Genomic DNA, 24,693 nt, shown 5'->3' with positions numbered 1-24,693 from the left:
GCTCAGACGTTGAGATGACTGGGGATACGCAGATGGCGGCGCACGACATCAACAAAGGCAGGGTCGCGCTTGGCCGCCCAGACAGCGGCCATGTGACCGATGAACCAGAGGACGAGACCCGCGATCCAAAGCCGCAGTCCCAAGCCAAGGGCTGCGGCCAGCGTGCCGTTGATAATCGCGACCGACCGTGGCGCGCCGCCCATTAGGATCGGCTCAGTCAATGCACGGTGAAGGGGCGCGACAAAACCCACGACCGGTTCATCCATCAGATCACCACGCCGCCGCCGAAGGAGAAGAACGACAGGAAGAAGCTCGAGGCCGCGAAAGCGATCGACAGACCAAACACGATCTGGATTAGTCTACGGAACCCGCCGGAAGAATCGCCAAACGCAAGGGTCAATCCGGTTACGATGATAACGATCACCGCAATGATCTTGGCGACCGGTCCCTCCACCGATTGCAGGATCTGATTGAGCGGCTGCTCCCACGGCATATTCGAGCCGGCTGCCCATGCCGGTGCCGTTGTCATGAGAATCGCACTAGAGGCGGCAAAGGATACGACTTGAAGAGAACGAAGTGGTAGACGCATGTCAGTCTCCTGCTGATGAAACGCTGTAGTCGCCAGCGGCCCCAAGTCCCGTGACGAGGGCTAGCTCCACGAGGCGGCGATCAGCACCGCGTCCTGCGAGCACAGCGACCACATTGATTGTTTCGGCTATAAGAGCGCGCGGAACCGCGATGACGGCTTCCTGAATGAGTTGCTCGAGCCGCCGTAACGCTCCAATCGCGGTACCAGAATGGATCGTACCGATGCCGCCGGGATGACCAGTGCCCCAAGCCTTGAGCAGGTCGAGTGCTTCGGCACCGCGGACCTCGCCGATTGGGATGCGGTCAGGCCGCAGTCGGAGTGAGGAACGAACGAGATCAGAAAGCGTGGCTACGCCATCCTTGGTCCGAAGGGCTACGAGATTGGGAGCTCGACACTGAAGTTCTCGGGTGTCTTCGATCAGCACAACGCGATCGGAAGTCTTTGCCACTTCGGCCAAGAGCGCGTTCGTCAATGTTGTCTTTCCGGTCGACGTGCCACCGGCAACGAGTATGTTTTTCCGAGACGCGACTGCGATCCTGAGTGTCTTGGCTTGCGCGGAGGTCATGACGCCCGCGACGACGTAGTCGTCGAGCGTGAAGACCGCGACCGCCTTCTTGCGAATGGCGAACGCCGGAGCCGCAACGATCGGAGGCAAGAGACCTTCGAACCGCTCGCCCGTGCTCGGAAGTTCAGCCGAAACACGTGGCGATCCAGCGTGCACCTCTGAGCCAACATGGTGCGCTACCAAGCGAACAATACGTTCGCCGTCTGCCGCCGATAGTGTTTCCCCGGTATCAGCAAGCCCGCTCGACAGCCGGTCGACCCACAACCGCCCATCGGGATTGAGCATCACCTCGATGATCGCGTCATCTTCCAAGTAGCGAGCGACGGCGGCGCCCAGCGCGCTACGAAGCATTCGCGCACCCCGCGAAGTCGCTTCCGAATGATAAGAATGGACTCCCACCGCCGCCCCCACCGAGCGAGGACCTCTAAAGAGCGCCCTCAGATGGGGTGATTAAAAGAGCCACCAATCGAATTAGCGCAACAAGCGCTCCTTGGTCGTCGTAGGTTGGCGTAGGAAAAGAAAGACCCGCGGGAGAACTGGACGTCTGTTCGCGTGAGCAAGGCGGACGCGCCTACCCTAGACGTTCAGGTCCGAATCTGACCCTTAGCAAACCTTGAGACCGGCCACGACAATCGCTTAGCGTACTCGCTGGGCCGAGCCATCGCAGCTTTATATCGCATAGTCGCCAGAAGCTACGGTTCGATGCCATCATGACGAAGGCAGAGAACCGAGCGGCCGCCGGGCCTGGCACCAAGAGCGCATGCGTCAGCGCGCGGAAGAAGCGTGGGCCGAGGCGACCTAGCCGAGCTTGGCCGGCTTCGCCACTACCTCATCTTCGGTAGAAAGGACAACCGCGCGCATCGCGAGAAGCTGATGAAGGCCATCGACGACTACGTCGAAGAGATGACCGGCGATTGGACCTGGCTGCACGCCCAGAACCACAAGTGTGGTTGAAGAATCGCTGGCAAATCGGCCCCCCGTGCCTTGGGGGCCGCACCCAAATCAATTAGCTAGGGACGCTTTAAGGCGCTCTGCTTGGCGATGGCTGCTTCACCCATCTTGTCTATCGTGTCGGCTATGTTGACCCTACGTTGCGCCTCAAGCTTTTGCGCACATTCTTCATCGCCGTGGCACTCCTGCCTGAACAGTTCAAGCATTGTCGTAAACTGAAATCCCGGCCGCGTCGCAATGTAGGCGATACAACCCAGACTGATCGCGAAGCCAATGCAAATGAACAGCCGTGACGGAATTTGTTCCCGCGCTCGTTTGATGGCACTGACGCGCGTCGGTCGTTGTCGGTCGCGGGGACGCTACGAAATGTAAAATCCGAGCCGCAATGCACGTTTTTCAGTTAGGCCGATTGGCGAGTCCTGATAAGCCCTGACGAAACTCCTGTACAATCTCTTTTCTATCACATCGTCGAACAGGCCGAAAACGACGAGTAGCGTGAGCGCCACTACGCCCGCCATCCCGACCGAATAGATTGCTGCGTGCCGCATGCACGGTGTTCCACTGTCGCGAAGAATGCATAGAACTTAAAACACTACTCGTGCCCCAAGTAATACAGCGCTTTATAGCGCCATTCTTCCCAGAATTCCGCAATGGGAAGGAGATGGGAAGCGGCTTTGAAGGCAACTGACCTCGGCTCGGTAGCGGTTGGCCATGAACTCCAGCCCTGCCCGCTCCTCAAGGATCCGGCTGGTCCGGCGCAGCTCCAGGCAGATGCGCTCCAAGCGCGAGCTCGTCAACGTCGTGCTGATGCCACCCCATGGAGCAGATCAGACTCCGGCGCGCTTTAACGCTGGGCGAAATATCGGCCATACTCGCGCTATGGCTGCTCTCGATGAGATCGAACGAAACGCGGCACAGGCGCACTTGAAGCGCCTGGAAGGGCTCGTTGAGGATGTACGGAAGGCGCTAGCTGGCTCGAGGAATGCCAGCGAGAAGGTGGCGTGGCTCAAGGAAATGCTCGCCGCTCAAGGCTATCGCGTCGATGGCCATTAGGCCCGCCGGCGTGAACATCGGCCCCTCCATCATTCTGATTTCCTCTTTTCCACACCCACGACACCAGTAGTGGATCTGGTGCGCGCATCGTCCGATCATCGTCTTACCCAACTCACGCTCGTGCTGCATTGCTATCGCAATCGGCGATGTTATGTTCGGCGCAGAACCGGGCTTTTTCGATGCGCAAAATCGCCGTCGCCGTCTTGCTTGCCCTGATCGCCGCCCCCGCGCTGGCGCAGGACCATGTTCAACAGTATGGCGAACAGCCCAAGGAGAAGACGGCGTCGGAGAAGGCGGACGACGATCGGGCTGAGGGCACCTATTAACTCTCTCTCAACAATGTTCCGGACCAGAAGTCGGTCGATCCGTGGGGAACTGCCCGCGGCGATGATGCGTCGAAGAAGTCGGCCGCGCCGGCCAGGCCGGCTGTGAGCGGTCGTCCAAGGCCAAGAGCCGCAGCACCGCCAATTAGCAAAGATGTGTGAAACGGCGGGCTCGCTTCGTCCGCACCACGACGCGCAGTAACTCGAGCGTGCTCCAGGGGCCCAAGGAATTGATAGCCTGCGAAGCGCTTCCGGCGCCGCTTGTCAGGTCGAGGTCAGAGGTTCAATCCGATGATAAACCGGATGGCAAAGAAGGAGCCGGCGGCGACAATAGCCGTCGCGCTAAGCGCGAACACAACTCTCCAAGTCTCATCCATTCGGCGCCTCGTATAAGACGACCCCGTGGCGGCCCCATCGGGCCGGGGGGCGTGATGATGCTGAGGCCTCCGGACAGGCTCTTGCCTCGTGGGACCGAGACCGTCGCCGCAGAACGAAAGTCGGCCGCAGCCGGTATGTTCCCAGCCAAATTCTCATTTCTGCTGCTTGTGGCCCAATCCCCACAGTGCTTCAACTAAGGGCCGCAGGCTCCGTCTGGTCCGGCTCCTGCGACCCTTGCCGCGGCGTTCCGACGATCGACGCAGCGAATTGCGACGAATCATGTTGCTTGCCATCCGGACACCTCTGTCAGAGTGCGCCCCGGTGGCTCGGCCATCTGAGGCGGCTTAGAAAGCGAGTATGAGCATCGCCACCAGCACGACGTTAAATGCTCCCAGCGCAATCATGGCGGCATCAAAGACGCGGGTTAAGTCGATCATGGTGCCCCTCCATCCACGCTTGCTCGGTAGAAGATGCTCCTGTTCGCAACCGGGGTCACTTGGAGGGCAGACATGCACGGCAGGTCATTTCCAGCCTCGATGCTCCCGGCTGCCGATCCAATTGCGGATTAGAGCGCCGGGAGTGCTAGGCCCGCCAGCTATGGCCGAGGAAGAACAAACAGGCCAGCACGCCAATAGCGCCCGGTATTACCAGGTTAAGTCCATAAAGCACCGCCTGTCAGCAAAGGAATCGCCTGTCCGATAAACTGACGGGCCTTCGGCTGCGTTAAGCGTCAGCGACAAAAACCCGCCAGCGTGAACCGGCGGGCCTTTGTGATGGACTCGCGATCGGCTTACCAAGGAAGATAGAGCGCGACGAACAGCGCCAAGCCGATCAGACCGCACGCCCACGTGACCGGGCCAATTGGTGTCTGCGTATCCAGGATACCCCCAAGATACCCCCAAAAAACTGCGAGCTCGACTCTGAAGGGCGGCCCGTGCCTCGATCTCGTCCGCCGAGCGCCTACAATCCTCGGCGACCTTCAGTAGTCCGATCCGCTCGATATGCATCGTGGCAGGCGCAGCCTCAGCTAGGCAGATCTGCTCTAGCCGCCAGAGCTCTTCCAGGTCTCGCTTCATTCGACCACGCACGCCCATTGGTACATGCTGATCCTTCTGTAGTGCAAAACCGTGGCAATAACACTTGTGCGAGTAGCGTGCATATAGTTCCAAGATTTGCCGCAAGGTCCCGATCTCGGTCGTGGGGGCGCTCCTTGTCACAGCCGGGTCGGCAGCCCGGACGACCTTTTCCCACACCCACGACGCACAGCAGATCGCGCAGGTTTCGAGCCACTATAAACGACAATTTGACTCTCACTGGCGCCGCGTTTCGATGGCGTCATGACCAAGGCAGAGAACCGCGCGGCCGCGAAGGCCCACCACAAAGGACGGATGCGCAAGATCGATGAGGAAGCAGAAGTCGAACGCGTGAAGGCAGACCTCGCTGAGCTCGATCGGCTTCGCCGCTACCTCATCTTCGGCACGCAAGCCCGCCGCTTCGGCAACCGCGAGAAGCATTTAGCCACCATTGACGACTACGTGGAGGAAATGACTGGAGAGCGGACCGCGCCGCACGTCAAGAACCACCAGCGCGGATGACGAATAGAGGATACCGCCAACAGTGCTGCAGCCCCGTAGCTCCCCGTAGATTTCCCCAAGGGTTGCCGCTTCGCCTTTCGAAGGCCTTCTTTACCCTCAAGGGTCGCGATACCGTTTCAGAACAACCGGGCCAAATTCGAGGAATAAGCGCGGCGTTTAGCGCGCGCCCACAGACTATGCGGGAAGAGCTGTGAAGCGCACTTACCTAGCAATCTCTATTGCAGTGGGCGCCTATATCCTTACGACGGGAGTCGGCGCGGCGATATTCCCTTTCTCATTCGGCCGCGACCAGCTCATGGCGTACGTGGGCCATGAACCCAATATCATTTCGGGGCCCACCCTCGGCTCTCTGACGTATTGGATGCTGCTGCTAGTCTTTGTGATCGCGCTACCGACAGCCGCGTTGCTGGCAGGAGGCTTGATCGATCGCCCCATCTTCTCTGAAGAATCAAAGGTACCCATTTGGCTTCCAATCGCCACCGCGTTGGCGATGACTGCCTACTGCCTCTATCGGCTTTCGCTGTCTGGCGGCCTCAACCTTCTGACAGCTCCCTGGGACCTGACCTCGTGTTACGAAGCCAAGATCCTGCGTCGGGCCGAATTGCAGAGCGCGCTTGGAAACTTCTACTTTGCCTTCGCCTTTGCGAGCCTCCCGATGCTCAGTTGCTATCTGCTTGCACGCGGCGTGATAGGTAAAAACAAACCGGCGTTGCTGTCCTTCGCCGTTCTAAGCGTCGTCATCCTTAGTCTTGACCTTGCGACAATGCAGAAGGCGCCAGCATTCATCTACCTCTTGATGGTGGGGCTGACGCTCGCACTCTCAGAATTCGGAATTTTACGCAGCGGCATTCTCGTGCTGCCGATTGCTGCCGCTCTCTTCCTCGTGCTTAGCATCACTCAGTTTTGCGCTGCTGAACACGTTGTATCGCCCGCGCCCTTTGCGGAGGGATCGCGACCAGAGGGATCGCGACCAGATCGCCTGTCAACGTTTCGGATCATCGCGATCCGGATGGTTCGCTCCAACTTATTGAGGATGGCCGTCGGCTTTCCCTTCTATGTAGAAACCTTCTCAGACCCAGAACGCCGATGTGGCATCGATCCATCGTGGCTACGTCGGGTCTTTGGCGAGCAACGATGCTTCCCGCCAACACTAATATTTCCTAAGGTATTTCCAAATGTCACGTCCACGACAGGCTATCAGCCTGCACCTGTGAACGTCTCCGGCTATGCAGAGGCAGGTCCCTGGTACGCATTGTTCGCGACCTTTGTTGCCGGATCACTGCTTGGCCTCATTTCCAGTCTGGGACGCGGCAGAGACCCTGCGGCGATCGCGACCACAGTCGCAGCATGCGTCTTCGCCTACTATATTGCGCAATCGTCTCTAACCGGAGCTCTGTTTGACGCATACGGACTGCTATGGCTAACGCTGCCCCTTTTCATTTTAAAGCTGTCAAATATTTCGCGTGGCACGTGACCGCCTGCGCTCGAAAGAAGATAAACGGTGAAAGAATTTTTATCTGTCGCCGCGAAGGTGATCGCGTTGATGATGCTGGGAATGGCCGCTGCGCTTTCCACGATGATGTGGCCATTTGGTCACAGGGCCTCGCGCGCAGCCCTGCTATTTTGGCGGTTCACTGGAGATCGGACCATGTCAATCGATCGGACACGGACTATCGAGTGGGACGGCAAGGTCTTGAGCGGCTCGGTTGCCGCAAATGGAACACCAACGAAGGTTACTTTTGCGGCCGTACAAACGGGCGGGACTGAGTCCGCAGATGTTCCTACCAATCGTTACTTGCCTGGTAGATGGAACTGGGGCCCGGCGAAATCCTCGATCGATTGGTATTGATACAACTGGCGTTCGTCGTGAACCGACGGGCGGCAAAAGAAAACCCGCCGACCTCGTGAGCCGGCGGGAGTTTGGACTTTAGATTACGCCCGGGGTCTCCCGGTCGTGGACGGGTTATAGCACGAACGCCTGCGCTAAGTGTCGGCGCGCATCATCTCGGAATGCTCTACCGCAAGCGCACGATAGTGCGCGGCCATCTCTCGATAGTGCGCCCGGGAAATTGCATCCTTTGCCTCGTCCGCACGCTTTTCAAACATGGCCGCGCGGTCTCGAAGGTCTACGGGTTTGGCCATCAGCTATCTCCACAGGTCCAACTGCCCACCCAGCCACTGCTATATGGATGCTAGCGGCGTTGGAGCCAGTCGAAATTCCGTGAAATCACGGGAATGGGTTTGCTCGAACCGTGAATGAAAGAGGCCGCCTAAGTCAGCGGCGAGCCCGACTGGATGAGCTGACCCCGCCTTTGGTCTCATATAGTTTGGTGCGTTACGGCTTGTATTCGCGCTCCAGTTGCGGCTCAATAACGCTTTCGGTCTTGGGAGACCAACATGCATTTTTGATCGGCTGCATGACCTCCGAACCATCAGATTGAAGTGAGGCGCATACTATGCGTGCACTCATGCTAGCCTGCCTGTTGGCGTTCTCACTCGTCTCCCACGCAAAAGCCAATGAACCCCCACCGGACTGGCTTGCGGCTCGCCTCTGGCTGGACAGTGCAGATTGCGCACTCAAGACCGGCAAGTTCCTCGTTCTGTGTCGCGACAGCAGAGTGATTCCTATCGGCGATGACAGCCTCGGCGACGACCCCGGGCACGCGCTCGCGCTGGGACTCTACTCCGCGCTGACAGGACGGGCGGCAAAGCCGTCCGATATTGCCCGGATCAACCTTGGCATCAACGTTATCGGCCTGATCCTGCTCGCCCTCCTGCTGTTCACGCTGCAGCTGCGGATCAGCGCAGCGCTCGTGCTGCTGTCGATCGCCCTCGCTCGGCAATACCCCATCCTCACTCCCCACCCGGCAGGACTTGGCGATGCCTGCCTTTCCGCCATCCTGCCGCTGGCCCTGCTGGGCCTACCGCTGATCAAGGCATCGCAAGGAACGTTCATCGGCTGGCTGGTGGCGGGTATTCTGAGTCTTGCGACAGCAAGTCTGTTTCGCCAGTCAACGGCCATGATGGGAGTTGCCGCCTCCGCGGCAGCGATCGCCGTCAGCGTGGCCGTGTCAGGCCGCCGCACCATTCTGCCGCACATCGCGCTGCTTCTCGCCGTCTTCGTTGCCTACAAGGCCCCCCACCTGGTGCACCGCGCCCGCGACATTGCATACAACCTGCAGCCCGCGAGATTTACCGAGGAGCACGGCCCGTGGCACAGCCTCTACATCGGGCTCGGGGTGAACAAGAACCCGTTCGGCATTCGCTGGGATGACGCCAGCGGCATCGAAGCCGTCGAACGCTTAGACTCTCGCATCCTGTTCGGCACTCCCGCCTATTTCGATGCGCTCAAGCACGAATATTTCCGGATCGTCACGACGTCGCCAAGACAGGTTCTCCAAGTCTACGCGACCAAGCTCGCTAGCACCCTTCACCAATCATTGCCCGCACCGCTCCACGTCCCCATCATGTGGCCGCTCCTGCTCGTTGGGCTGGCTGCCATGGTCGTCCGCTTCTGGATCGCACGTCACCTTCCACCTAATGCCGCGGACGCAGCACTGTTCGTCGCGTCGCTCTACACCTGCTTTTTCATCGGGCAGGCCGTCCTAATCAACTATGCGATGATCTACATGTTTCCGATCGGGATGTTCCTGCTGCTTGCCATCGGGGCGTGCCTCGATCTCACCCGCCGGACCATCTCAACTTGACGTCAGGAACCGTGCCGGCCCATCGGCAAAAACCGAGGTGGAACACTCACCTCACAGCTTGTCGTGCCAGCCACACCCAAGTAGGGGCTTGCTTCGACTAGAGCGCGTACTCATAAGTCCACGATGTCCGCATATTCGCCAACAGCGGCGCAGAAGCCGACATTTCACGAAGGCCCGCTAGGGCCAGAAGCGGAAGTCATTCGATCCTCGTTGCCACGGGCGAAATCCCTGGCTGCAATCGTCATTCCGGCAGCCCGGCTTGCCGCAATCCTTCTTGCCATCGCATTGCTTGGAGCGGCGATCCGTAATCCAGGTTGATAGTCCGGATTGTCCTGCAATGCCATTGACACCCACGATGCCGCTTCGGCATAGCGGCCCGGCATGAACCGGAAAAGTGTGCCGCGGATCGTCGGAAAGATCACGGTCAAATCAATCACCGAAGGCGCGATGTGGAGCGGCGGGCGAACAGTCAACCACGCGGCAACGGGCGGTCCGCTGGCAACTGACCGCGTCCCAAAACGCCGCCATCTTAAATGGTGGTGGGCTCAAAATGCCCTGTGCACGTTAACAGGCACTAAGTTCCAACTATCTAACAAATATTAGGAATCCACCGTCCACCTTTGGCAACAAGTGTTGTAGGGCGGTTACAGCAATCCCCAGCGAGCCGCATACACTTGGCCAAGTCAGGTGGCGAAGCGCACCGAATTCATTGAACTTGTAATTCATTCTGGGGAGACACGCGCATGAAAGTGCTTTTTGTGGCTGCGGCCGGAACGTTGGCTCTAGCTCTGGCGGCACCAGCCAGTGCGGCGGACTTGGCCGCCCGGCCGTACACCAAGGCTCCGCCGCCGATGGTCGCCACCATCTACGACTGGAGCGGCTTTTACATTGGCGTCAACGGTGGTTACGGCTCGGCGCACACTTGCGCGGATATCGTCGCGATCGGCGCGTTCCCGATTGTTCCGGCTGCTGCCGACGGGTGCCACAACGCAACTGGAGGCACGGTTGGTGGTCAGATCGGGTACCGGTGGCAGTCGGCTAACTGGGTCTTCGGCGTCGAGGGCCAGGGCAACTGGGCCGATTTCACCGGCAGCAACATCGGTCTCTTCTCAGGTACCGATAATCGCAGCCGCATCGACGCCTTTGGATTGATCACGGGCCAAGTGGGCTATGCCTGGAATAATGTTCTCCTCTACGTAAAGGGCGGTGCAGCGGTAGTTGGAGATCGCTTCGACGCCTACGTTCCGCCTGGATTCGTCGGCGCCGGTACGCTCCTGGCTACCACACGCGACACCGCTCGTTGGGGCGGTACGGTCGGCGCCGGGGTAGAGTTCGGCTTCGCGCCGAATTGGTCGGTGGGCTTCGAATACGACCATATCTTCCTGGGCCATCACGACACCGTTTTCACCGATCCGGCGGGAGTTTCTTTCGCCACGGCTCGCATCGGTCAGGATGTCGACATGGGTCTGGTTCGCGTGAACTACCGTTTTGGTGGTCCGCTCATCCCAAGGTATTGAGTAGCTTCATTCAAACAACAAAGGCCGGCTCAAAGAGCCGGCCTTCTGCTTTGGGAGGCTCAAGTGACGAAGACTTACCGGCCAGTCATCCCCTCGAAACTCGCCGATGAGCTGAACCAAGCATTCGCATCAGCTGAACCTCACAGAATCTGCGGGGCGATCGGAGAGGCGCTCAAAGATTTCAACATTTCGGAGATCTCAAGGGAGGCCGGGCTGCAGCGTACCAGCATTTATCGTGCTTTCGGCAATGAACAGCTTCCGAATTTTTCAACCGTTTTGGCGGTGCTCACCGCAATGGGCTTGCAGCTCAAAGTAACGCCGAAGCGGGGCGCCCATAAGCGAGCTCTCATCCAGCCGGACCCCCTTGGATAGATCAACAGTACTGCAAATCGAGCGCCACCGCGCCAAGCGCACAAAAATTCATAACGTTACAAGGCGCCTTACGCCGCGCGCCACCTGCAGAATGAAGGAGGCCGCCAACTGAGGCGGCCTTACTGTCGGTGCCTGCGCTCGGCCCGAGCATCGATATAGATGATCACCGCGAATGTGGCACTCACAGCCAAGACGCCGACCGAGGCAGTAATGAACAGCACCGTCATCATCGCCGGGTCAGTATCCCTGCGTGGGCAGTGTGCCGGCAATTCACGATTGATTAGCGTCTGGTACAAACTAGGACACGGGCTAAATCAACTCAGGACCAGTGCCCGCCAACGGAGGCGGCGTCAAATCGTCAGGATCAGCCAATAGTGGCGGGTATGACAAGGCTGAGACAGTCCATGACGCACCGCCTCTCAGCAGAGGAATCGCTCGCGTCAGTGATAAAAACCGGCCAGCGCGGGAACCGGTGGGTCAGCGCTTCGCTGCGTTGCCAGCTAATTCCATCGCGAGATCTAGGGCTGCGATTCCAATTTGGTCGGTCGGACGAGATCTACAGCGCTGGTCCATCCAAGCAATTATCGCTGTAAAGTCACCGCCTCCGACAATTTCTCTATCGCCGCTAACATTCAGACCACTGATGAAGCCTACAGCCCAGGATTCGAAGGCGCCCTTTACTACCGCATTCTTGGTTCTGTTCGTCCACGTCGAGCACGACTGCGAACCTGCGCCGACGATGGTCGCCCCGGCGCGGAGGGGATTGGTTGGCAGTAGTAGCAAGGCGACGACCGCCAATACCCTCATCATCAGAACCGGTAAGCTGGATGTAGAAGACCAGCCTACCGATCTAGGTCGCTCTTGTCAGCCGCAGTAAGACCGTGACAGCGTGCAGTGGGTCAACCACCGAGAGCAAGCAAAACCGGCTAGAGGCTTGCAAGGAGCCAGAGTATTCCTAGCGAGGATTTGCGTCCTTCGCGGCCGGCCGACTTGGTGGGGGCTCATTAAGATCACGAGCCCAAGGGGCAGCCGAGTGGGCCGCCGGCTTAGACGTGGCCTGACCAGTGCTCAGACAACCCGAGGTAAGCGATCCGAGAACGACCACACACGCCGCTGATATCATCGCCTGAAAACTCACGCTCGACGCCCAATCAAAAATCGCGCCGACCTTGTGAGCCGGCTGGAATTTGGACTGCAGATTGCGCCGGGTGACCGGCCGCCGACCGTTATAGCATGAAGATCCACCAGCGGGAACCCGAGCTGCGAAAGCACCACGGAGCGACCCGCCACACCTCCTCAACCCCTGTCCCGACAAAAACGATGCGCGAGCGCGATCGATAGTCGGCCGTGGCCGCGGCTTCGCGCAAGCTTCTCAGCCGCAGCCTCGTTGCCGCCGACCTCGGCCAGCAGGGCACGTGCGGCGGCACAGAACATCGGCAGATCCGCGCGCCGGAAGCCCGCGCCCATGGCGACGTAACGCGCGCCACCGAAACCGGCGTAGGGATCGGGATCGGCGGCATGCGCCGGCGCGGCCGACAAAGCGACCCCGGCGGCGGCCACCAGCGCGATCCGCCCGCGCGAAATGCTCTGGAACCTGCGAATAGCCCGCGGCACGTAGCTTGGCCTCAATCTCCCCCTGCGTCAGAGCGAACGCGGGAGAAAAAGCGCATATCGTTACAACAATGGCAATGATTGATCGCATCGTTCGCCTCCTTGCTCCGCCGAGGATGCGATGCCTCCTATGTGCGACGCCAATCGTTGTGCCTGAAGCAGATGAATATGAGTCAGAAATTCTTGGAGGCCGCATCGTCTTCGCACGCCTCGGCGCGCCTAGCGTTCAGGACAAACGAAAAAGCCCCGGACGATGCCGGGGCTTTGACGTTTGGCCGTGAGACCAGATCAGTACTTCGCGACGACCGGACCGGTCCAGTTGAAGCGGTAGACCAGCGAGGTCGAGATCGTCTGGTTCCAGCTGTTGGCGCGGATGCTGTTGCCGACCGGAACGTTGCCGGCGTCGAACAGCTCGTCCTGGGTCTTGGCGTTGTAGAAGGCCGAACGATATTCGGTCTTCATGAACCAGCCGGGCGAGCTGATGCCGAAGAAGTTCAGGCTATTCTCGACGCCGCCACCGATGAACCAACCGTTGCGGTTGTAGCTGTTGAGGTGGGCACCGACGGGAACGCCGGCGAGGTCCGTGAAGTTGGTCTGGCCGAAGTGGGCGCCCGAGTAACCGCCGTTGACGTAGGTGAGAACGTTCGGGGCGGCCAGCCAGCCGAGGCGCACACCAGCGGCCCACGACGTCTCGAGCTTCTGGGAGCCCGTGATCTGATTGAGCGGATCCTGGATGGTGGCGCGGATGCTGCCGAACTGACCGTCAGCGAACACGCCAGCGACCCAGGTGCCGCTGAACTGCCAGTCGTAACCGGCGCCCACGGTGCCGAACCAGCCCGAGCCGCCCTGGCGCTGGGTGATCGTCAGCGGCGTACCGGAAACCGTATCCACAACGCTCTGGTCAGCATTAGAGAGGCCGCCACCGCCACCGCCGAAAATGTAGAAGCCGGTCCAGTTGGCGACCGGCGCCGGCATCGGAGCCTTCACGTAGGGACGGGCAGCCAGGTCAGCGGCCGAGGCCGAACCGGTCATCGCCACAACCGCGGCGAGAGCGAGCAAAGTCTTTTTCATTGTCGAAAATTCCCCAAGTGGAAGCGTCGTCGATGTCTGCGAGGTAATCTAGACGTATCGGCCGATAATGCTGTAGCTGGAAGGCCACAGTGACGGACAAACGCTCTGGAAATGCTGGCTGGCAACGAAGAAAACTTAGCCGATTTATTCCGCGACAATCCAGCGGCTATCGCCACTTATCTATCTGATAACTTTGAAGAAAATGATATACTAAAGGCTAAGACGGCGCTCAGCCTCGTCACGCGAGCTCATAACGTACAGCTCCTGGCACGGGACGCGGGCCTGCGACGCGACACCCTCTACAGGACGTTTGGCGGTCGAATCGACCCGAAGCTCGGCCGGGTTCTTAGGCTGCTCGAAGCGCTGAACGTAAAGGCCCGAATTACGCCTGCGTCCGGGATCGCCAGCCCGAGCGCGATCGCTACACGAATCAGTCAAGCCTTCGCTTTCGACGATCCGACTGACACCATCCGGGAGCTGAGCACCGTCGTCAAATCGCAGAACGTCACCTCGCTCGCGCGCGAACTCGGCATTATGCGGACGACGGTCTACAAGACGTTCGGAGGAACCGTGGATCCGCAGCTAAGCCGGGTCCTAAGTCTCTTTGAGACTTTCCGGGTCAGGCTGGAGGTCGTGCCGTCGACTGAGTCCAAGGTCAGACCACCCCGTCCGAAGCTTGGTCGACCGCGAAAGACCCTGGTCGAGCGGCCTTAGCATTTCTCAAGTTGGGCCCGTTCCCAGCACCTATCTGCGACCGGGCTGGTGGACTCGTAGGGGAAATTATTTCAAGCCAGAAAACGGCAAAGAAAACCCCCGGACCTCGCATGATGTGCAGGACCGCGTACCACGTCCCGCGACCAGGCGGCGGCGGCGAGTACCTCACGGTAGTGATCCGCGAGCTTAGCAATGCCGAGCCAGTCTGGGCGGCACCCTTCGACACCTCGCCAGCCTCGAAAGCGAAGCCCCTGAGATCGACTTCGCTCAGCCACCTCAGCTTATTGTCAATGCTCGTGACCGGGCCCTAAATTTCCCGCACCGCTTCCTTCGCCTCGTAGGTCACCCTTGGGGGTTTAGGCGCAGCCCCTTTCGCCCGCTCGACGCGAGGCTCATCAGCACGCTTGCGCCAGAGATCGTCCGCAATAGCGTCCAGATCTTCTTTAGTCGGAGTCCACCGGTTCTCACGTTCTCACTTATCTCGGTTACGGCTCGCCGCACGCCCTCGTACCAAGGCGCGTGCGTTGCTGTTCGGCGCCGCTTGTCGCATGGGTCTGGAAGGCTTGGTGTCGAAACGGCGCGACTGGCGCTATGGCTCCGGCCGGTCGAAAGACTGGATCAAGGTGAAGAACCGTGCACACCAGCGATGTCTCGAGAGTTTCGATGACTGATAGCGAGTTCGTCCGCATTATCCGCACTCGATCGTCGCCGACTGCGACACTTCGAGGCGCGATTCAGCGACGGCACCGAAGCAGGTTCAGGATCTAACTCGAGCTGAGCGCGACAAGATCTGATGTCCTGGTTCCGCGCATTCGACGGCCCTATCCCGGCATGAAGAACACCTTCCAGCTATTCACGAATTTACGCGGATAAGGCGGCTGTGCTATTCAACTTTCATGAATAAAGTTCCCGAAGCGCTCGCTCCAGACGGCGAGCCGTTCGTCGTTGAGGGCTACTATGACGGCGTGCCCTACAGGTTCGTTGACGGTACGGCGATCGACGCGGTCGTGCGCGGAGAGGTCGTTAGGTTCGAGTCCTTTGAAGAGTTCGTGCAGCCCTCGGCTAAACCGGGCGCCAGATATCGGGGCAGCCTCGTCTTTGCAGCTCAAATATGTGTCTGTTGGGTCTCGGCTTTCTTCGTTCGAATCTATTATTCCTACATCCTCGATGTGCACCCCCCGGCGTTCGGTCAGGCCGCTAACCTGATCCAGATCTTGCCCTTTGTTTGTCTGGGCTTCGTGTTCCTGTTCGCCCGAATCAGTTTCGGGTATTTCGCTTGCTATTATTTTTTCAGTGTTCTTTTGACCTATGTGACGCTCACGGAGGCAACTTCAAGCTGGGAGATGCTGGCCGCTGCCGCAGCGTTATTTCTGCCGGCGATGTTCCTGCCGCTACGCCGGCCTCCGGTCCCTGAGCTTTCAGTTGGTTTGCTGCGAAAGCTGTTGATTGGCGCTCTCGCGCTTAGCGCAGTGGTTCTTATCGCGGCAGCGCAATATCATTTCAAATTCGTCAGTTATGAGAACATCTACTTGCACCGGTCGGGGATCGTGCTGCCGACGCCACTCGCGTATCTCATGGGCATCGTGACTGGCGCTCTGCTCCCGTTTACCTTCGCGTGCTTCGCGTTCTCAAGGCGGTGGTTAGGAGCCGGCGCCGCTCTTGCGCTCCTTTTCCTAGGCTATCCAATAATGCTCACAAAGATGAATCTTCTCGCCCCGGCCTGGATGTTGTTCCTGTTGCTGCTGTCTATGTGGAACGGGCCGCGCGCAACCGTGATGCTCTCGCTGCTCATCCCAATGGTGGTTGGGCTGCTGTCGATTTCCCTAGTCCTGGTCCCCGGGCTACCCGATGACTATCTCCCTATCTTTGGGCTCTTCAATTTCAGGCTGATCGCGGTTCCGGCTATTTCCATAGACCTCTACGACCGCTTCTTTGCTACCCATCCTCTTACGTATTTTTGCCAGATATCATTTTTGAAGCCCCTCCTTCATTGCCCCTACAGCGAGCAACTGGGCGTCGTGTTGGAGCGCGAATATCGGTTTGGTACACTAAACGCCTCTCTGTTTGCCACGGAGGGGATCGCGTCGGTGGGGCCGCGGTTAGCGCCGCTCAGCGTCTTCGGTTGTGGCTTGGTACTCGCCTTCGGCAATGCCTGCTCATCTCGACTCCCCGCTCGCTTCGTAATCGTCTCTGGTGGGATGGCTGTGTTAGCGCTGCTCAACGTTCCCCTGTCTACCGCACTACTGACGAGCGGACTTGGAACTCTCTTCTTGCTCTGGCTGGTGATGCCGCGAGCCTATTTCGATCGGCCTGCCTCGGGGCCATGTTGATAAGCTAGCGCCCTACCCATCCGGCATAACGCGCGTGTGGAAGCGCCCAAATGGTTCACACACGCCACGCGAAGCCGCCATGCAGGTGCTGATCCTGGTGGCGGAAGGTGGTGGCCCGACGATGTTTGCCCGCATCGGAGTCATGCGAGCGTTGAACCGCCACTATGTCCCGGAGCTCAACCCGAAGGGCAAAGAGCCCCATTGGGGCCGTCGCAAGCTGAAGAGGGATCAATGATTGTGAGGTCTGCCGGTATATGAGCCGGCAGACCTAATAGTTCGCTTCGAATCATTGGCAGCTGCAACTGCCACTCATCTGTAAGCTGCTTGATTTACAGCTTTTCCCAGCATCGTTTCCAACGCAGGTTCCGGAGCACGCATTGTTGCGTTTGGCACAAGTCGAACTCCGCTTTAGGGCGTCCTGCTTGGCGATGGCTGCTTCGCCCATTTTGTCTATCGTGTCAGCTATGTTGATTCTACGTTGCGCCTCGAGCTTTTGCGCACATTCTTCATCGCCGTGGCACTCTTGCCTGAACAGTTCAAGCGTCGTCGTGAACTGAAATCCCGGCCGCGTCGCAATGTAGGCGACACAACCCAGACTGATCGCGAGGCAGATGCAAATGAACAGCCGCGACGGCATTTGTTCCCGCGCTCCTTTGATGGCAGGGACGCGTGTCGGTCGTTGTTGGTCGCCGAAACACTACGGCGTGTAAAATCCCAGCCGTAAGGCCCGCTCCTCAGTTAGGCAGGCCATTGGCAGGTCCCGGTGAGCCCTTAGGCAATTTTTGTACAATCGCATCTCGATCGCATCGTCGAGCAGGCCGAACATAACGAGCAGCGCGAGCGCCACTCCGCCCGCCATCCCAACCGAATAAATTGCCGCGCGCCGCACCTGCGACGCACGGGAAAATTCTTTGCCCACGGAAATTGACTGCTACCAACGACTGCACGAGCGTAAAATACTACTTCTGCCCAACGTCACGGTTCGGGTCAATCGCCGATCTGGAGGAGCGGGCATAAAAAACCCGCCGACCGCGTGAGCCGGCGGGAGTTTGGACTGTAGATTACGCCCGGGTGTCCCGGTCGTGGACGGGTTATATCACGAACGCCTTTGCGCTAAGCGTCAGCGCGCATGATTTCGGAATGCTCTACCGCAAGCGTACGATAGTGCGCGGCCATCTCCCGATAGTGCGCTCGGGAAATTGCATCCTTTGCCTCGTCCGCACGCTTTTCAAACATGGCCGCGCGGTCTCGAAGGTCTACGGGGTTGGCCATCAACGATCTCCTGAGGTCCAACTGCCCACCCAACCATAACTATATGGACGCTAGCGGCGTTGGAGCCAGTCGAAATCTCGTGACATCACGGGAATGGGTTTGGTCGAACCGCGGATGAAGCAGACCGCCGGCGGGTCAGCGCTTCGCTGCGTTGCCAGCCAATTCCATCGCGAGATCTAGAGCTGCGACTCCAATTTGGTCGGTCGGACGCGATCGACAGCGCTGGTCCATCCACGCAACTATCGCTGTAAAGTCACCGCCTCCGACAATTTCTCTATCGCCGCTAACATTCAGACCACTGATGAAGCCAACAACCCAGGATTCGAAAGCGCCTTTTACTACCGCGTTCTTGGTTCTGTTCGTCCAAGCCGAGCACGACTGCGAGCCGGCACCCACGATCGTGGCGCCGGCGCGGAGCGGATTGGTTGGCAGTAGTAGCAAGGCGACGACCGCCAAAACCCTCATCATCAGAACCGGTAAGCTGGGTGTAGAAGACCAGCCTACCGATCTAGGTCGCTCTTGTCAGCCGCAGTAAGACAACCCGAATGCTGGCCACTGCCGGGCACGCTTCCGGTGCAGTCGACCGCGGCGCTTCATTGGTCCCGCTCCGCCAGGATGCGGCGGATCTCGGCCTTCCTGACCAAGGAATGCGGCTCAGCTCTGGTCCGGGTTGCTAAACTAACGGACAGTCCACCGCTGATTTGGTAAAAATCCCATCCCCTTCCGGGCGAAGCTTGCGCCCGGTTCATGTCGTGGGGGTGCTTCCGGAGACCTGAGCGGCTTTTGCTGCTTCTGCGCTTAGGATCGCGTCAATCGTACTTCTTGCCACGACGCTGGACACATGGACTGACGGGTTGCTGTGTAGATCGCCTGGAGGCACATCTTGCCGATGTTATTCCGAAATCCTCCCTGATGTCACCGATGGTAGCGGTCACCCGTTCTTCGAACGACCCATAATCCGAGTTGGCCGGTAGAATAATGAAAGTGGATAGAGACTTCATGCGAAGCGTCGACACGATCGTTTGTCGATGTGCGAAATCGACGCTCCTGTAATTAAAGTATCCGATGCCCTCCTTACGACTGCCATCGCAGTAGCTCTCATCAGTATCGAAGCCCTCCAAGCAGAGTGCGTACAATTCGGTTGAAACTGGCTTCAGTTTGATCAAACTATCGAAGATGCCAATATAGTTGTCGTATTCGTCCTTGGTCCGCGGCCGAATGGCAACTAGGTGATTGGACCCAGTTCGGCCGCGGATAAGGACGAAGGCGTTGGTCAATAGACGTGATCGCCCCGTCCGCACAAAAATACTAGGCTGCGCCTCGCCACGGAGTTGGACAGGTTGGCTGAGGAAGCCATAAAACGAAGCGGTAGCTTCGCTCGATACGAGTGATGCTATTTTCTCAGGGCTTCCCCACTACAGAGGGTCCTGATGAACGATGTCTTCCGGAATCTCACGCAGAAAGCTCTGCCCTTTTTGTAGACGGCGTCCGAGTGTCTCGACAAAACCTTCAAAGCGTTCCCGGCCTTTCAATTGCGCGGTTGCCTGCGCGTCGTTGGGCAATGGCGGCGTGATCGTCAACCAAAAGCGAATGAATAAAGCTAGTGTCTCGGCGGTCAAACCGACGTCGCGCTCGAGCCTCTGCATCTGGCGTGAAAGATGATCAAGGCGGCGTGTAAATGCTGCCTCCCTCCTGTCGGCGCCGTCTGGCGACAGAAACGAGGCCACTGCGGCTTCCACGATCGCCGACCTAGAGAGTTTCTTGCGATCGGCAAGATCCGAGATCTGCTTGAGCAGCTCAGGAGGGAAATAGACGTTCATACGGTTGCGCATTGAACCTCACAGCTCCATACCGTCATTTGGGTCCATGGTCACCTGGCGGGCTAGGCCGCGCATTTGCTGGCGTAGTAGACGAGACTGGCGGATCGCATCATCGTCATCGTCAAGAACTGCCGCAAATTCCTCCGCCGGGGTCGGTTCAGTCACCTCCTTGGCGATTGCAACGTGATCGGGAAGTTCTGGTTCAAGACGGAGCCCGCTGTTGGCCGTGTCCTCCGTGGCACCGCCGGCAAGGGTGGCCGACCCCGCCGCTGTCGTAGGAAGCTGACTCGTGGACCATCCGTCTATTCGCAATGACCGGCCGGCGGTGCTTGGGTCGGGCGGTGGCATTACCCGCTCGGTGAACCGCCGATCTTCGTAGTAGCGCACCTTCTTCGCCCGGATTGGCGCTATGCCTGCGACCATGACGATCTCATCTCCTGGCGGAAGCTGCATCACCTCGCCAGGTGTCAGTAGCGGCCTCGCGGACTCCTGCCGTGAGACCATGAGGTGCCCAAGCCAGGGGTTCAGCCTATGCCCGGCGTAGTTCTTCGTCGCCCGCATTTCGGTCGCGGTACCCAACGCATCGGACACACGTTTGGCGGTGCGCTCGTCATTCGTGGCAAAGCTGACGCGGACGTGGCAGTTGTCGAGAATGGCATTGTTGGGTCCATAGGCCTTCTCGATCTGATTGAGCGATTGCGCGATCAGGAAGCCCTTGATGCCGTAGCCCGCCATAAAGGCGAGAGCGGACTCGAAGAAATCGAGACGCCCAAGCGCCGGGAACTCGTCAAGCATCATCAGGACTCGATGCCGCCGATCACTGACGTGCAAATCCTCGGTCAGGCGGCGGCCGATCTGGTTCAGAACCAAACGGATCAATGGCTTGGTTCGCGAGATATCGGAGGGCGGCACCACGAGGTAGAGCGAGGCGGGACGGGCATCGGCAGTCAGATCAGCGATGCGCCAGTCGCATCGGCGCGTCACCTCGGCCACCACGGGATCGCGATAGAGACCCAGGAAGGACATCGCGGTGGACAGGACGCCCGAGCGTTCGTTCTCCGATTTGTTTAAGAGCTCACGCGCGGTCGAGGCGACTACGGGATGAACGCCCTGGTCGCCGAGGTGCGGCGTCGTCATCATCGCCTTCAAGGTCGCCTCGATCGGCCGCTTCGGGTCGGACAGGAAGCCAACCACGCCGGCTAACGTCTTATCCGCCTCGGCATAGAGGACATGAAGGATGGCGCCAACCAGAAGCGAGTGACTGGTCTTCTCCCAGTGGTTCCGCTTATCGAGCGAGCCTTCGGGGTCGACCAGTACGTCCGCGACGTTCTGGACATCGCGAACCTCCCATGCCCCGCGTCGAACCTCCAGGAGCGGATTGTAGGCTGCAGATTTTGGGTTGGTTGGGTCAAACAGAAGGACCCGGCCCTGCCGCGCGCGGAAGCCGGCGGTCAGCTGCCAGTTCTCACCCTTGATGTCGTGCACGATGGCCGAGCCGGGCCATGCAAGCAGCGAGGGGACGACCAGGCCAACACCTTTGCCAGACCGCGTAGGCGCGAAGCACAGCACGTGCTCTGGACCGTCATGGCGGAGGTAGTCACGGTCAAGTTTGCCAAGCACCACACCGTCCGCCCCGAGCAGGCCAGCCGCCCTCACCTCCTGCGCCTCCGCCCAGCGAGCCGAGCCATAGGTCTCGACAATCTTGGCTTCACGTGCCCGCCGGACCGACATAAAGATCGCCACTGCAATCGAAGCCAAACTCCCCGAGGCCGCGACAAAGGCTCCCTCAACAAACACCCCGGGCGCATAGGCGTCATAGACAAACCACCACCAGAAGAAGACCGGGGGGTAATAGACTTTGAAGCCCGAAAGCTCGAGCCAGGGCCGACCAAGCTCTGGCTGATAGCCCAACCGCCAAGCGGTCCACTCGGTCGCGCCCCAGATGGCCAGCAGAACGATCGAGCCGACCACGAAAATCTGCCCCCAGAGGATTTTGGTCCCGGACATTTTGCGCAACCTTCACAAGTCAATTTGAGAGTTAGCTAGAGGCCCAAGCCGCGTTTGCGGCCAAAACCCCATTCGATGCCGCCGCTGTCCTTCACGACCCCGGAGACATGCTGGCCGAGCCGGCTTTCGAGTTCGCGGGACCAGGGCACCAGTTGAAACCCGAGCCCATTGTCGATCATGGCGAACCGTCCCGAGGTCAGCGTCAGCCGCTGGCGATACGTGCCGGCCACATGCTCACCGGAAGCGGCCTTCACCTGAGGCAGGCCAGTGTCGGCCGAAACCCTTGCGCCCACTCCGTCCAGTTCGCGCCTGCGCAGCGTGTCCAGGAGGTCGCGCTGCAGGATGACGCGCCGGCCCTGCCGCCGCGCCAGACCTTCCTGAACCAGATGCTCAATCCGAGCCTCCATGGCATCGCGGGTCTCGCGGCCAAAGCCGCCCATGGCTAGCGGCAAATGCTCGCGCTCGACCAATCGGTGATCCAGCCATGTCGCGCCTTTCGCGTCGACCTGCGCGCCGAGATCGAAATCGGAACGGGTCGCGAGCACCAAAGTGGGACTGGGATCGTCGGCTTGACCGAAGCGCCGTACCTCGACAATTCCGCCGATTGGCGGAGCATTTTCGAAGGCTTCGATCCCGCGAAGGCGGAAGTGGTGCGCGCGACCGTCTGTTCCGTCGATCACGGCGTAAGCCTCGCCGGTGAACTCGTCATGCAATCCCCGATCGACCAGCCGCCCGATGATCGGGTTCGCTGGCCGTCCGCCTTCGATGACGAAGTCCGAAACACCTCGTGCTTCCCGACGCTCTGTGAAGGCACGGTGCATGGTCTTGATGATGTCGCCGCGCATGCCGAGGTCGCGCAGGCTGCGCTCGGCCTCGAGCCCCACCATCCATTCTCCGGGCGCAGCTGGCGCGGCAAGGCCCATCTTCTTCAGATGCTGTAGGCGGCCCACCATCAGGCGCCGGATTTCGGGATCCGAGCTGCCAGGGGGGTCAGGGCGAAGATCGACATAGCCGGCTTCGTCGGCGGCCAGCCAGATCTCCTGATCGAGCCGGGTCCATCGCTCTGCAATCACTTCCCTCTCCAGTGAATCGCGGATTTCGTGCTCGGGCTTCGGACCTAGTTCGATCGCAACCAGTTCCTCGGCCTGCGAACGAAGGCCACGGCTGATGTAGTCGCGGGAGATCACGAGGTCGGCCCCCTCCTCATCGACTCCCCGAACGAGAAGATGGATGTGAGGGTTGTCTGTGTTCCAATGATCGAGGGCCGCCCAATCGAGCCGCGTACCGAGATCAATCTCCATCTGCTTGGCCAGGTCGCGGGTGAACGCTCTGAGGTCGGTCATACCGCCGGCATCTTCGGGCGAGATGATGAACCGGAAATGGTGGCGGTCGTCCTGACACCGCTCGGCAAAGGCCGCGCCATCCGCACGGTCGCCGGAAGCATCGAACATACTGGCGGGCTCACCACTTCGGGTGACGCCGTCGCGCTTCAGGTACGAAAGATGGGCCGTCAATGGCGCTGAGCGGAAGGATCGCCCCTTGTGACGAACAACACGCGCCTTCACGACAACACGTCGGGTCGGGCTGGACAACCGGCTTCGGCTGAAGGCTAGCCTGCCGCGGCCAAAGGTCGAGCGCCCATAGGCTGCTGACCGTCTGCCGGAGGCAGCCTGACCCGAGATGTGTCCAGCCTTCTTGGCGGCACGTAACACCTGGCTGATGAATGTTTTGAGCTTGGGCGCGCGCGTGCTGCGGATACGCCCAGGCCGGACACGCAAGTCGCTATCGCGAACGGTCATATCCGGCCCTCAAATGGCGCAAAAGCACCCACAGTGCCGAAGATGTCTTTGATTGCATTGCCCAAAACGCAGAGCGCGGCACGCGTACCGACCGACCGGCACGCCAGAACCCAAGCCATGCCAATGGCTTGCGGTTCGACCGGTGAGCCCCTTTTATCTCGCCATCGCCCGTCGTATCTCCTACCGATCTCCAAGTCTCCGCAGACTTCTTCGAGCAGCACATGACTATTCGCAAGATTGCGTAACGGGTCATCGCCCCTCTCCCGCATCAAGCCTTGCGACAAACATTCCGGTTGGCTTCGGAACGATCACCGACGGCGTGTGCAGTCTTGACGCGGTCGGTTGCTGCCGGCCGGCGGCGCCCATTCCGTCAGATTGTGCAGGAAAGATCGGCGAAGCCAACCATAGACGTGCATCGGCAGGCGACGTCGAAGCGGATGCGGCGTCCAACTCAGCAACAATCCTGCTCACATAGCCTCGCGTCTCAACCGGCAAAGTGTCGCCCGCAAGATGCTGTTCGTAACGCACCGGCCCGGCGTCGTAGGCTGCGAACGCACCCGGAAAGCCGTAGTGGTCAAAGAGCTCTCTTAGATATGCCGAACCAGCCAGTATGTTGTCGTGCGGGTCGTACGGATCATTTCCCAGAGCATAGCGCAGGCGAAGTCCGGTCCACGTCGCTGGCATGATCTGCATCAGCCCTATTGCGCCCTTGTCCGATTTGGCGCGCGCATCTCCAGCGCTCTCGATCCGCAGGATTAATTGAATCCACTGCACGGGAATGGCGAACCGCTGCGCGGCTTCGCCGACGAAATGCTCGAACCGGCCGGTGGTCTGGCCCCTCGTCGGATGCGCGACCTCTTGTTCGTCGGCGCGTGCAAAACGACAGTCTATCGACAGTGCGAACAGCAGTGGCACGACGGCCCAAGTGCTCACCCACCATAACCCCAAGCATGCCACCGTGCTCGCGACCGCCCAGGGTAAAGCTGCTTCGCACCGGCCGTTCGGCCGCCCTGGACTGC

General features: G+C 59.6%; 24 protein-coding genes. 12 read left to right on the top strand and 12 right to left on the bottom strand.

Annotated elements, in window-relative coordinates:
• Window positions 1-2: 2 nt before the first annotated feature.
• From ABIB99_RS26410 to trbB, 3 genes are all read right to left on the bottom strand, one after another.
• Window positions 3-266 (bottom strand): VirB3 family type IV secretion system protein, encoded by a 264-nt coding sequence (locus tag ABIB99_RS26410; RefSeq protein ID WP_038957466.1) that lies wholly within the window; start codon window positions 264-266, stop codon window positions 3-5.
• Window positions 266-529 carry a TrbC/VirB2 family type IV secretion system protein gene (locus tag ABIB99_RS26405; RefSeq protein WP_232674470.1) on the bottom strand — a complete coding sequence of 88 codons (264 nt, stop codon included), beginning with the start codon at window positions 527-529 and terminating at the stop codon, window positions 266-268. Before ABIB99_RS26405 ends, ABIB99_RS26410 begins: the two co-directional genes overlap by 1 nt.
• Before the next feature lie 61 nt (window positions 530-590).
• Window positions 591-1,505 (bottom strand): P-type conjugative transfer ATPase TrbB, encoded by a 915-nt coding sequence (gene trbB / locus ABIB99_RS26400; RefSeq protein ID WP_038957464.1) that lies wholly within the window; start codon window positions 1,503-1,505, stop codon window positions 591-593.
• 432 nt (window positions 1,506-1,937) lie between these two features.
• Between trbB and ABIB99_RS26395 the strand changes: the two genes are divergently transcribed.
• The 6 genes from ABIB99_RS26395 to ABIB99_RS26370 all read left to right on the top strand — a co-directional run bounded on the left by ABIB99_RS26395 (window position 1,938) and on the right by ABIB99_RS26370 (window position 7,303).
• Window positions 1,938-2,108: a hypothetical protein gene (locus ABIB99_RS26395; RefSeq protein ID WP_157789197.1), complete on the top strand. Its 171-nt coding sequence runs from the start codon at window positions 1,938-1,940 to the stop codon at window positions 2,106-2,108.
• A gap of 768 nt (window positions 2,109-2,876) precedes the next feature.
• Complete coding sequence (locus ABIB99_RS26390; protein ID WP_166099917.1) at window positions 2,877-3,158, top strand: hypothetical protein; 282 nt, start codon at window positions 2,877-2,879, stop codon at window positions 3,156-3,158.
• Between the two features lie 179 nt (window positions 3,159-3,337).
• Window positions 3,338-3,484 carry a hypothetical protein gene (locus tag ABIB99_RS26385; protein WP_224580826.1) on the top strand — a complete coding sequence of 49 codons (147 nt, stop codon included), beginning with the start codon at window positions 3,338-3,340 and terminating at the stop codon, window positions 3,482-3,484.
• Between the two features lie 1,712 nt (window positions 3,485-5,196).
• Entirely contained in the window at window positions 5,197-5,454 is a 258-nt protein-coding gene (locus tag ABIB99_RS26380; protein WP_038958625.1) for a hypothetical protein, read from the top strand.
• A gap of 190 nt (window positions 5,455-5,644) precedes the next feature.
• A complete protein-coding gene (locus ABIB99_RS26375; RefSeq protein WP_166099920.1) occupies window positions 5,645-6,928 on the top strand; it encodes a hypothetical protein in 1,284 nt (427 codons plus the stop codon).
• A 27-nt stretch (window positions 6,929-6,955) separates the two neighbouring features.
• A complete protein-coding gene (locus ABIB99_RS26370) occupies window positions 6,956-7,303 on the top strand; it encodes a hypothetical protein (protein WP_157789195.1) in 348 nt (115 codons plus the stop codon).
• Between the two features lie 134 nt (window positions 7,304-7,437).
• Here ABIB99_RS26370 and ABIB99_RS26365 read toward each other — a convergent pair whose 3' ends face one another.
• Window positions 7,438-7,596, bottom strand: a complete 159-nt coding sequence (locus ABIB99_RS26365) for a hypothetical protein (protein ID WP_157789194.1) — start codon at window positions 7,594-7,596, stop codon at window positions 7,438-7,440.
• A 314-nt stretch (window positions 7,597-7,910) separates the two neighbouring features.
• Between ABIB99_RS26365 and ABIB99_RS26360 the strand changes: the two genes are divergently transcribed.
• Window positions 7,911-9,161, top strand: a complete 1,251-nt coding sequence (locus tag ABIB99_RS26360) for a hypothetical protein (RefSeq protein WP_247302165.1) — start codon at window positions 7,911-7,913, stop codon at window positions 9,159-9,161.
• 164 nt (window positions 9,162-9,325) lie between these two features.
• Here the strand turns inward: ABIB99_RS26360 and ABIB99_RS26355 are convergent, their stop codons facing one another.
• The gene (locus tag ABIB99_RS26355; protein WP_166099933.1) at window positions 9,326-9,598 is read right to left on the bottom strand and encodes a hypothetical protein; all 273 of its coding nucleotides are present in this window, start codon (window positions 9,596-9,598) and stop codon (window positions 9,326-9,328) included.
• Between the two features lie 306 nt (window positions 9,599-9,904).
• Between ABIB99_RS26355 and ABIB99_RS26350 the strand changes: the two genes are divergently transcribed.
• Window positions 9,905-10,678, top strand: coding sequence for an outer membrane protein (locus ABIB99_RS26350; RefSeq protein WP_038958620.1), 774 nt, complete (start codon window positions 9,905-9,907; stop codon window positions 10,676-10,678).
• A gap of 63 nt (window positions 10,679-10,741) precedes the next feature.
• Window positions 10,742-11,050, top strand: a complete 309-nt coding sequence (locus ABIB99_RS26345; RefSeq protein WP_166099937.1) for an addiction module antidote protein — start codon at window positions 10,742-10,744, stop codon at window positions 11,048-11,050.
• 1,296 nt (window positions 11,051-12,346) lie between these two features.
• Here ABIB99_RS26345 and ABIB99_RS26340 read toward each other — a convergent pair.
• Together ABIB99_RS26340 and ABIB99_RS26335 are read right to left on the bottom strand one after the other, a co-directional pair.
• Window positions 12,347-12,664: a hypothetical protein gene (locus ABIB99_RS26340; RefSeq protein WP_208087817.1), complete on the bottom strand. Its 318-nt coding sequence runs from the start codon at window positions 12,662-12,664 to the stop codon at window positions 12,347-12,349.
• A 285-nt stretch (window positions 12,665-12,949) separates the two neighbouring features.
• The gene (locus ABIB99_RS26335) at window positions 12,950-13,732 is read right to left on the bottom strand and encodes an outer membrane protein (RefSeq protein WP_038958616.1); all 783 of its coding nucleotides are present in this window, start codon (window positions 13,730-13,732) and stop codon (window positions 12,950-12,952) included.
• 111 nt (window positions 13,733-13,843) lie between these two features.
• On the opposite strand from ABIB99_RS26335, the gene ABIB99_RS26330 reads away from it, so the two are divergent.
• From ABIB99_RS26330 to ABIB99_RS26320, 3 genes are all read left to right on the top strand, one after another.
• A complete protein-coding gene (locus tag ABIB99_RS26330; protein ID WP_166099952.1) occupies window positions 13,844-14,446 on the top strand; it encodes a helix-turn-helix domain-containing transcriptional regulator in 603 nt (200 codons plus the stop codon).
• An 896-nt stretch (window positions 14,447-15,342) separates the two neighbouring features.
• Complete coding sequence (locus tag ABIB99_RS26325) at window positions 15,343-16,776, top strand: hypothetical protein (RefSeq protein ID WP_166099955.1); 1,434 nt, start codon at window positions 15,343-15,345, stop codon at window positions 16,774-16,776.
• A gap of 79 nt (window positions 16,777-16,855) precedes the next feature.
• Window positions 16,856-17,011: a hypothetical protein gene (locus ABIB99_RS26320; protein WP_166099961.1), complete on the top strand. Its 156-nt coding sequence runs from the start codon at window positions 16,856-16,858 to the stop codon at window positions 17,009-17,011.
• A gap of 878 nt (window positions 17,012-17,889) precedes the next feature.
• Here ABIB99_RS26320 and ABIB99_RS26315 read toward each other — a convergent pair.
• The 5 genes from ABIB99_RS26315 to ABIB99_RS26295 all read right to left on the bottom strand — a co-directional run bounded on the left by ABIB99_RS26315 (window position 17,890) and on the right by ABIB99_RS26295 (window position 24,589).
• On the bottom strand, window positions 17,890-18,048 hold the full coding sequence (locus tag ABIB99_RS26315; protein ID WP_157789193.1) for a hypothetical protein: 159 nt from the start codon (window positions 18,046-18,048) through the stop codon (window positions 17,890-17,892).
• Window positions 18,049-19,463: 1,415 nt separating this feature from the next.
• On the bottom strand, window positions 19,464-19,880 hold the full coding sequence (locus ABIB99_RS26310; protein WP_038958611.1) for a ribbon-helix-helix domain-containing protein: 417 nt from the start codon (window positions 19,878-19,880) through the stop codon (window positions 19,464-19,466).
• A 6-nt stretch (window positions 19,881-19,886) separates the two neighbouring features.
• A complete protein-coding gene (locus ABIB99_RS26305) occupies window positions 19,887-21,875 on the bottom strand; it encodes a conjugal transfer protein TraG (RefSeq protein ID WP_208069699.1) in 1,989 nt (662 codons plus the stop codon).
• Between the two features lie 35 nt (window positions 21,876-21,910).
• Entirely contained in the window at window positions 21,911-23,674 is a 1,764-nt protein-coding gene (locus tag ABIB99_RS26300) for a relaxase/mobilization nuclease domain-containing protein (RefSeq protein WP_208069697.1), read from the bottom strand.
• A gap of 249 nt (window positions 23,675-23,923) precedes the next feature.
• Window positions 23,924-24,589 (bottom strand): lytic transglycosylase domain-containing protein, encoded by a 666-nt coding sequence (locus ABIB99_RS26295; protein WP_354178105.1) that lies wholly within the window; start codon window positions 24,587-24,589, stop codon window positions 23,924-23,926.
• Window positions 24,590-24,693: the final 104 nt, after the last annotated feature.

Origin of the sequence: Bradyrhizobium sp. LA6.1, assembly GCF_040547805.1 — a bacterium.
GTDB lineage: Bacteria > Pseudomonadota > Alphaproteobacteria > Rhizobiales > Xanthobacteraceae > Bradyrhizobium > Bradyrhizobium barranii.
Note: the sequence above shows the minus strand (reverse complement) of the source record. Positions and strands in the feature narration are given on the sequence as shown.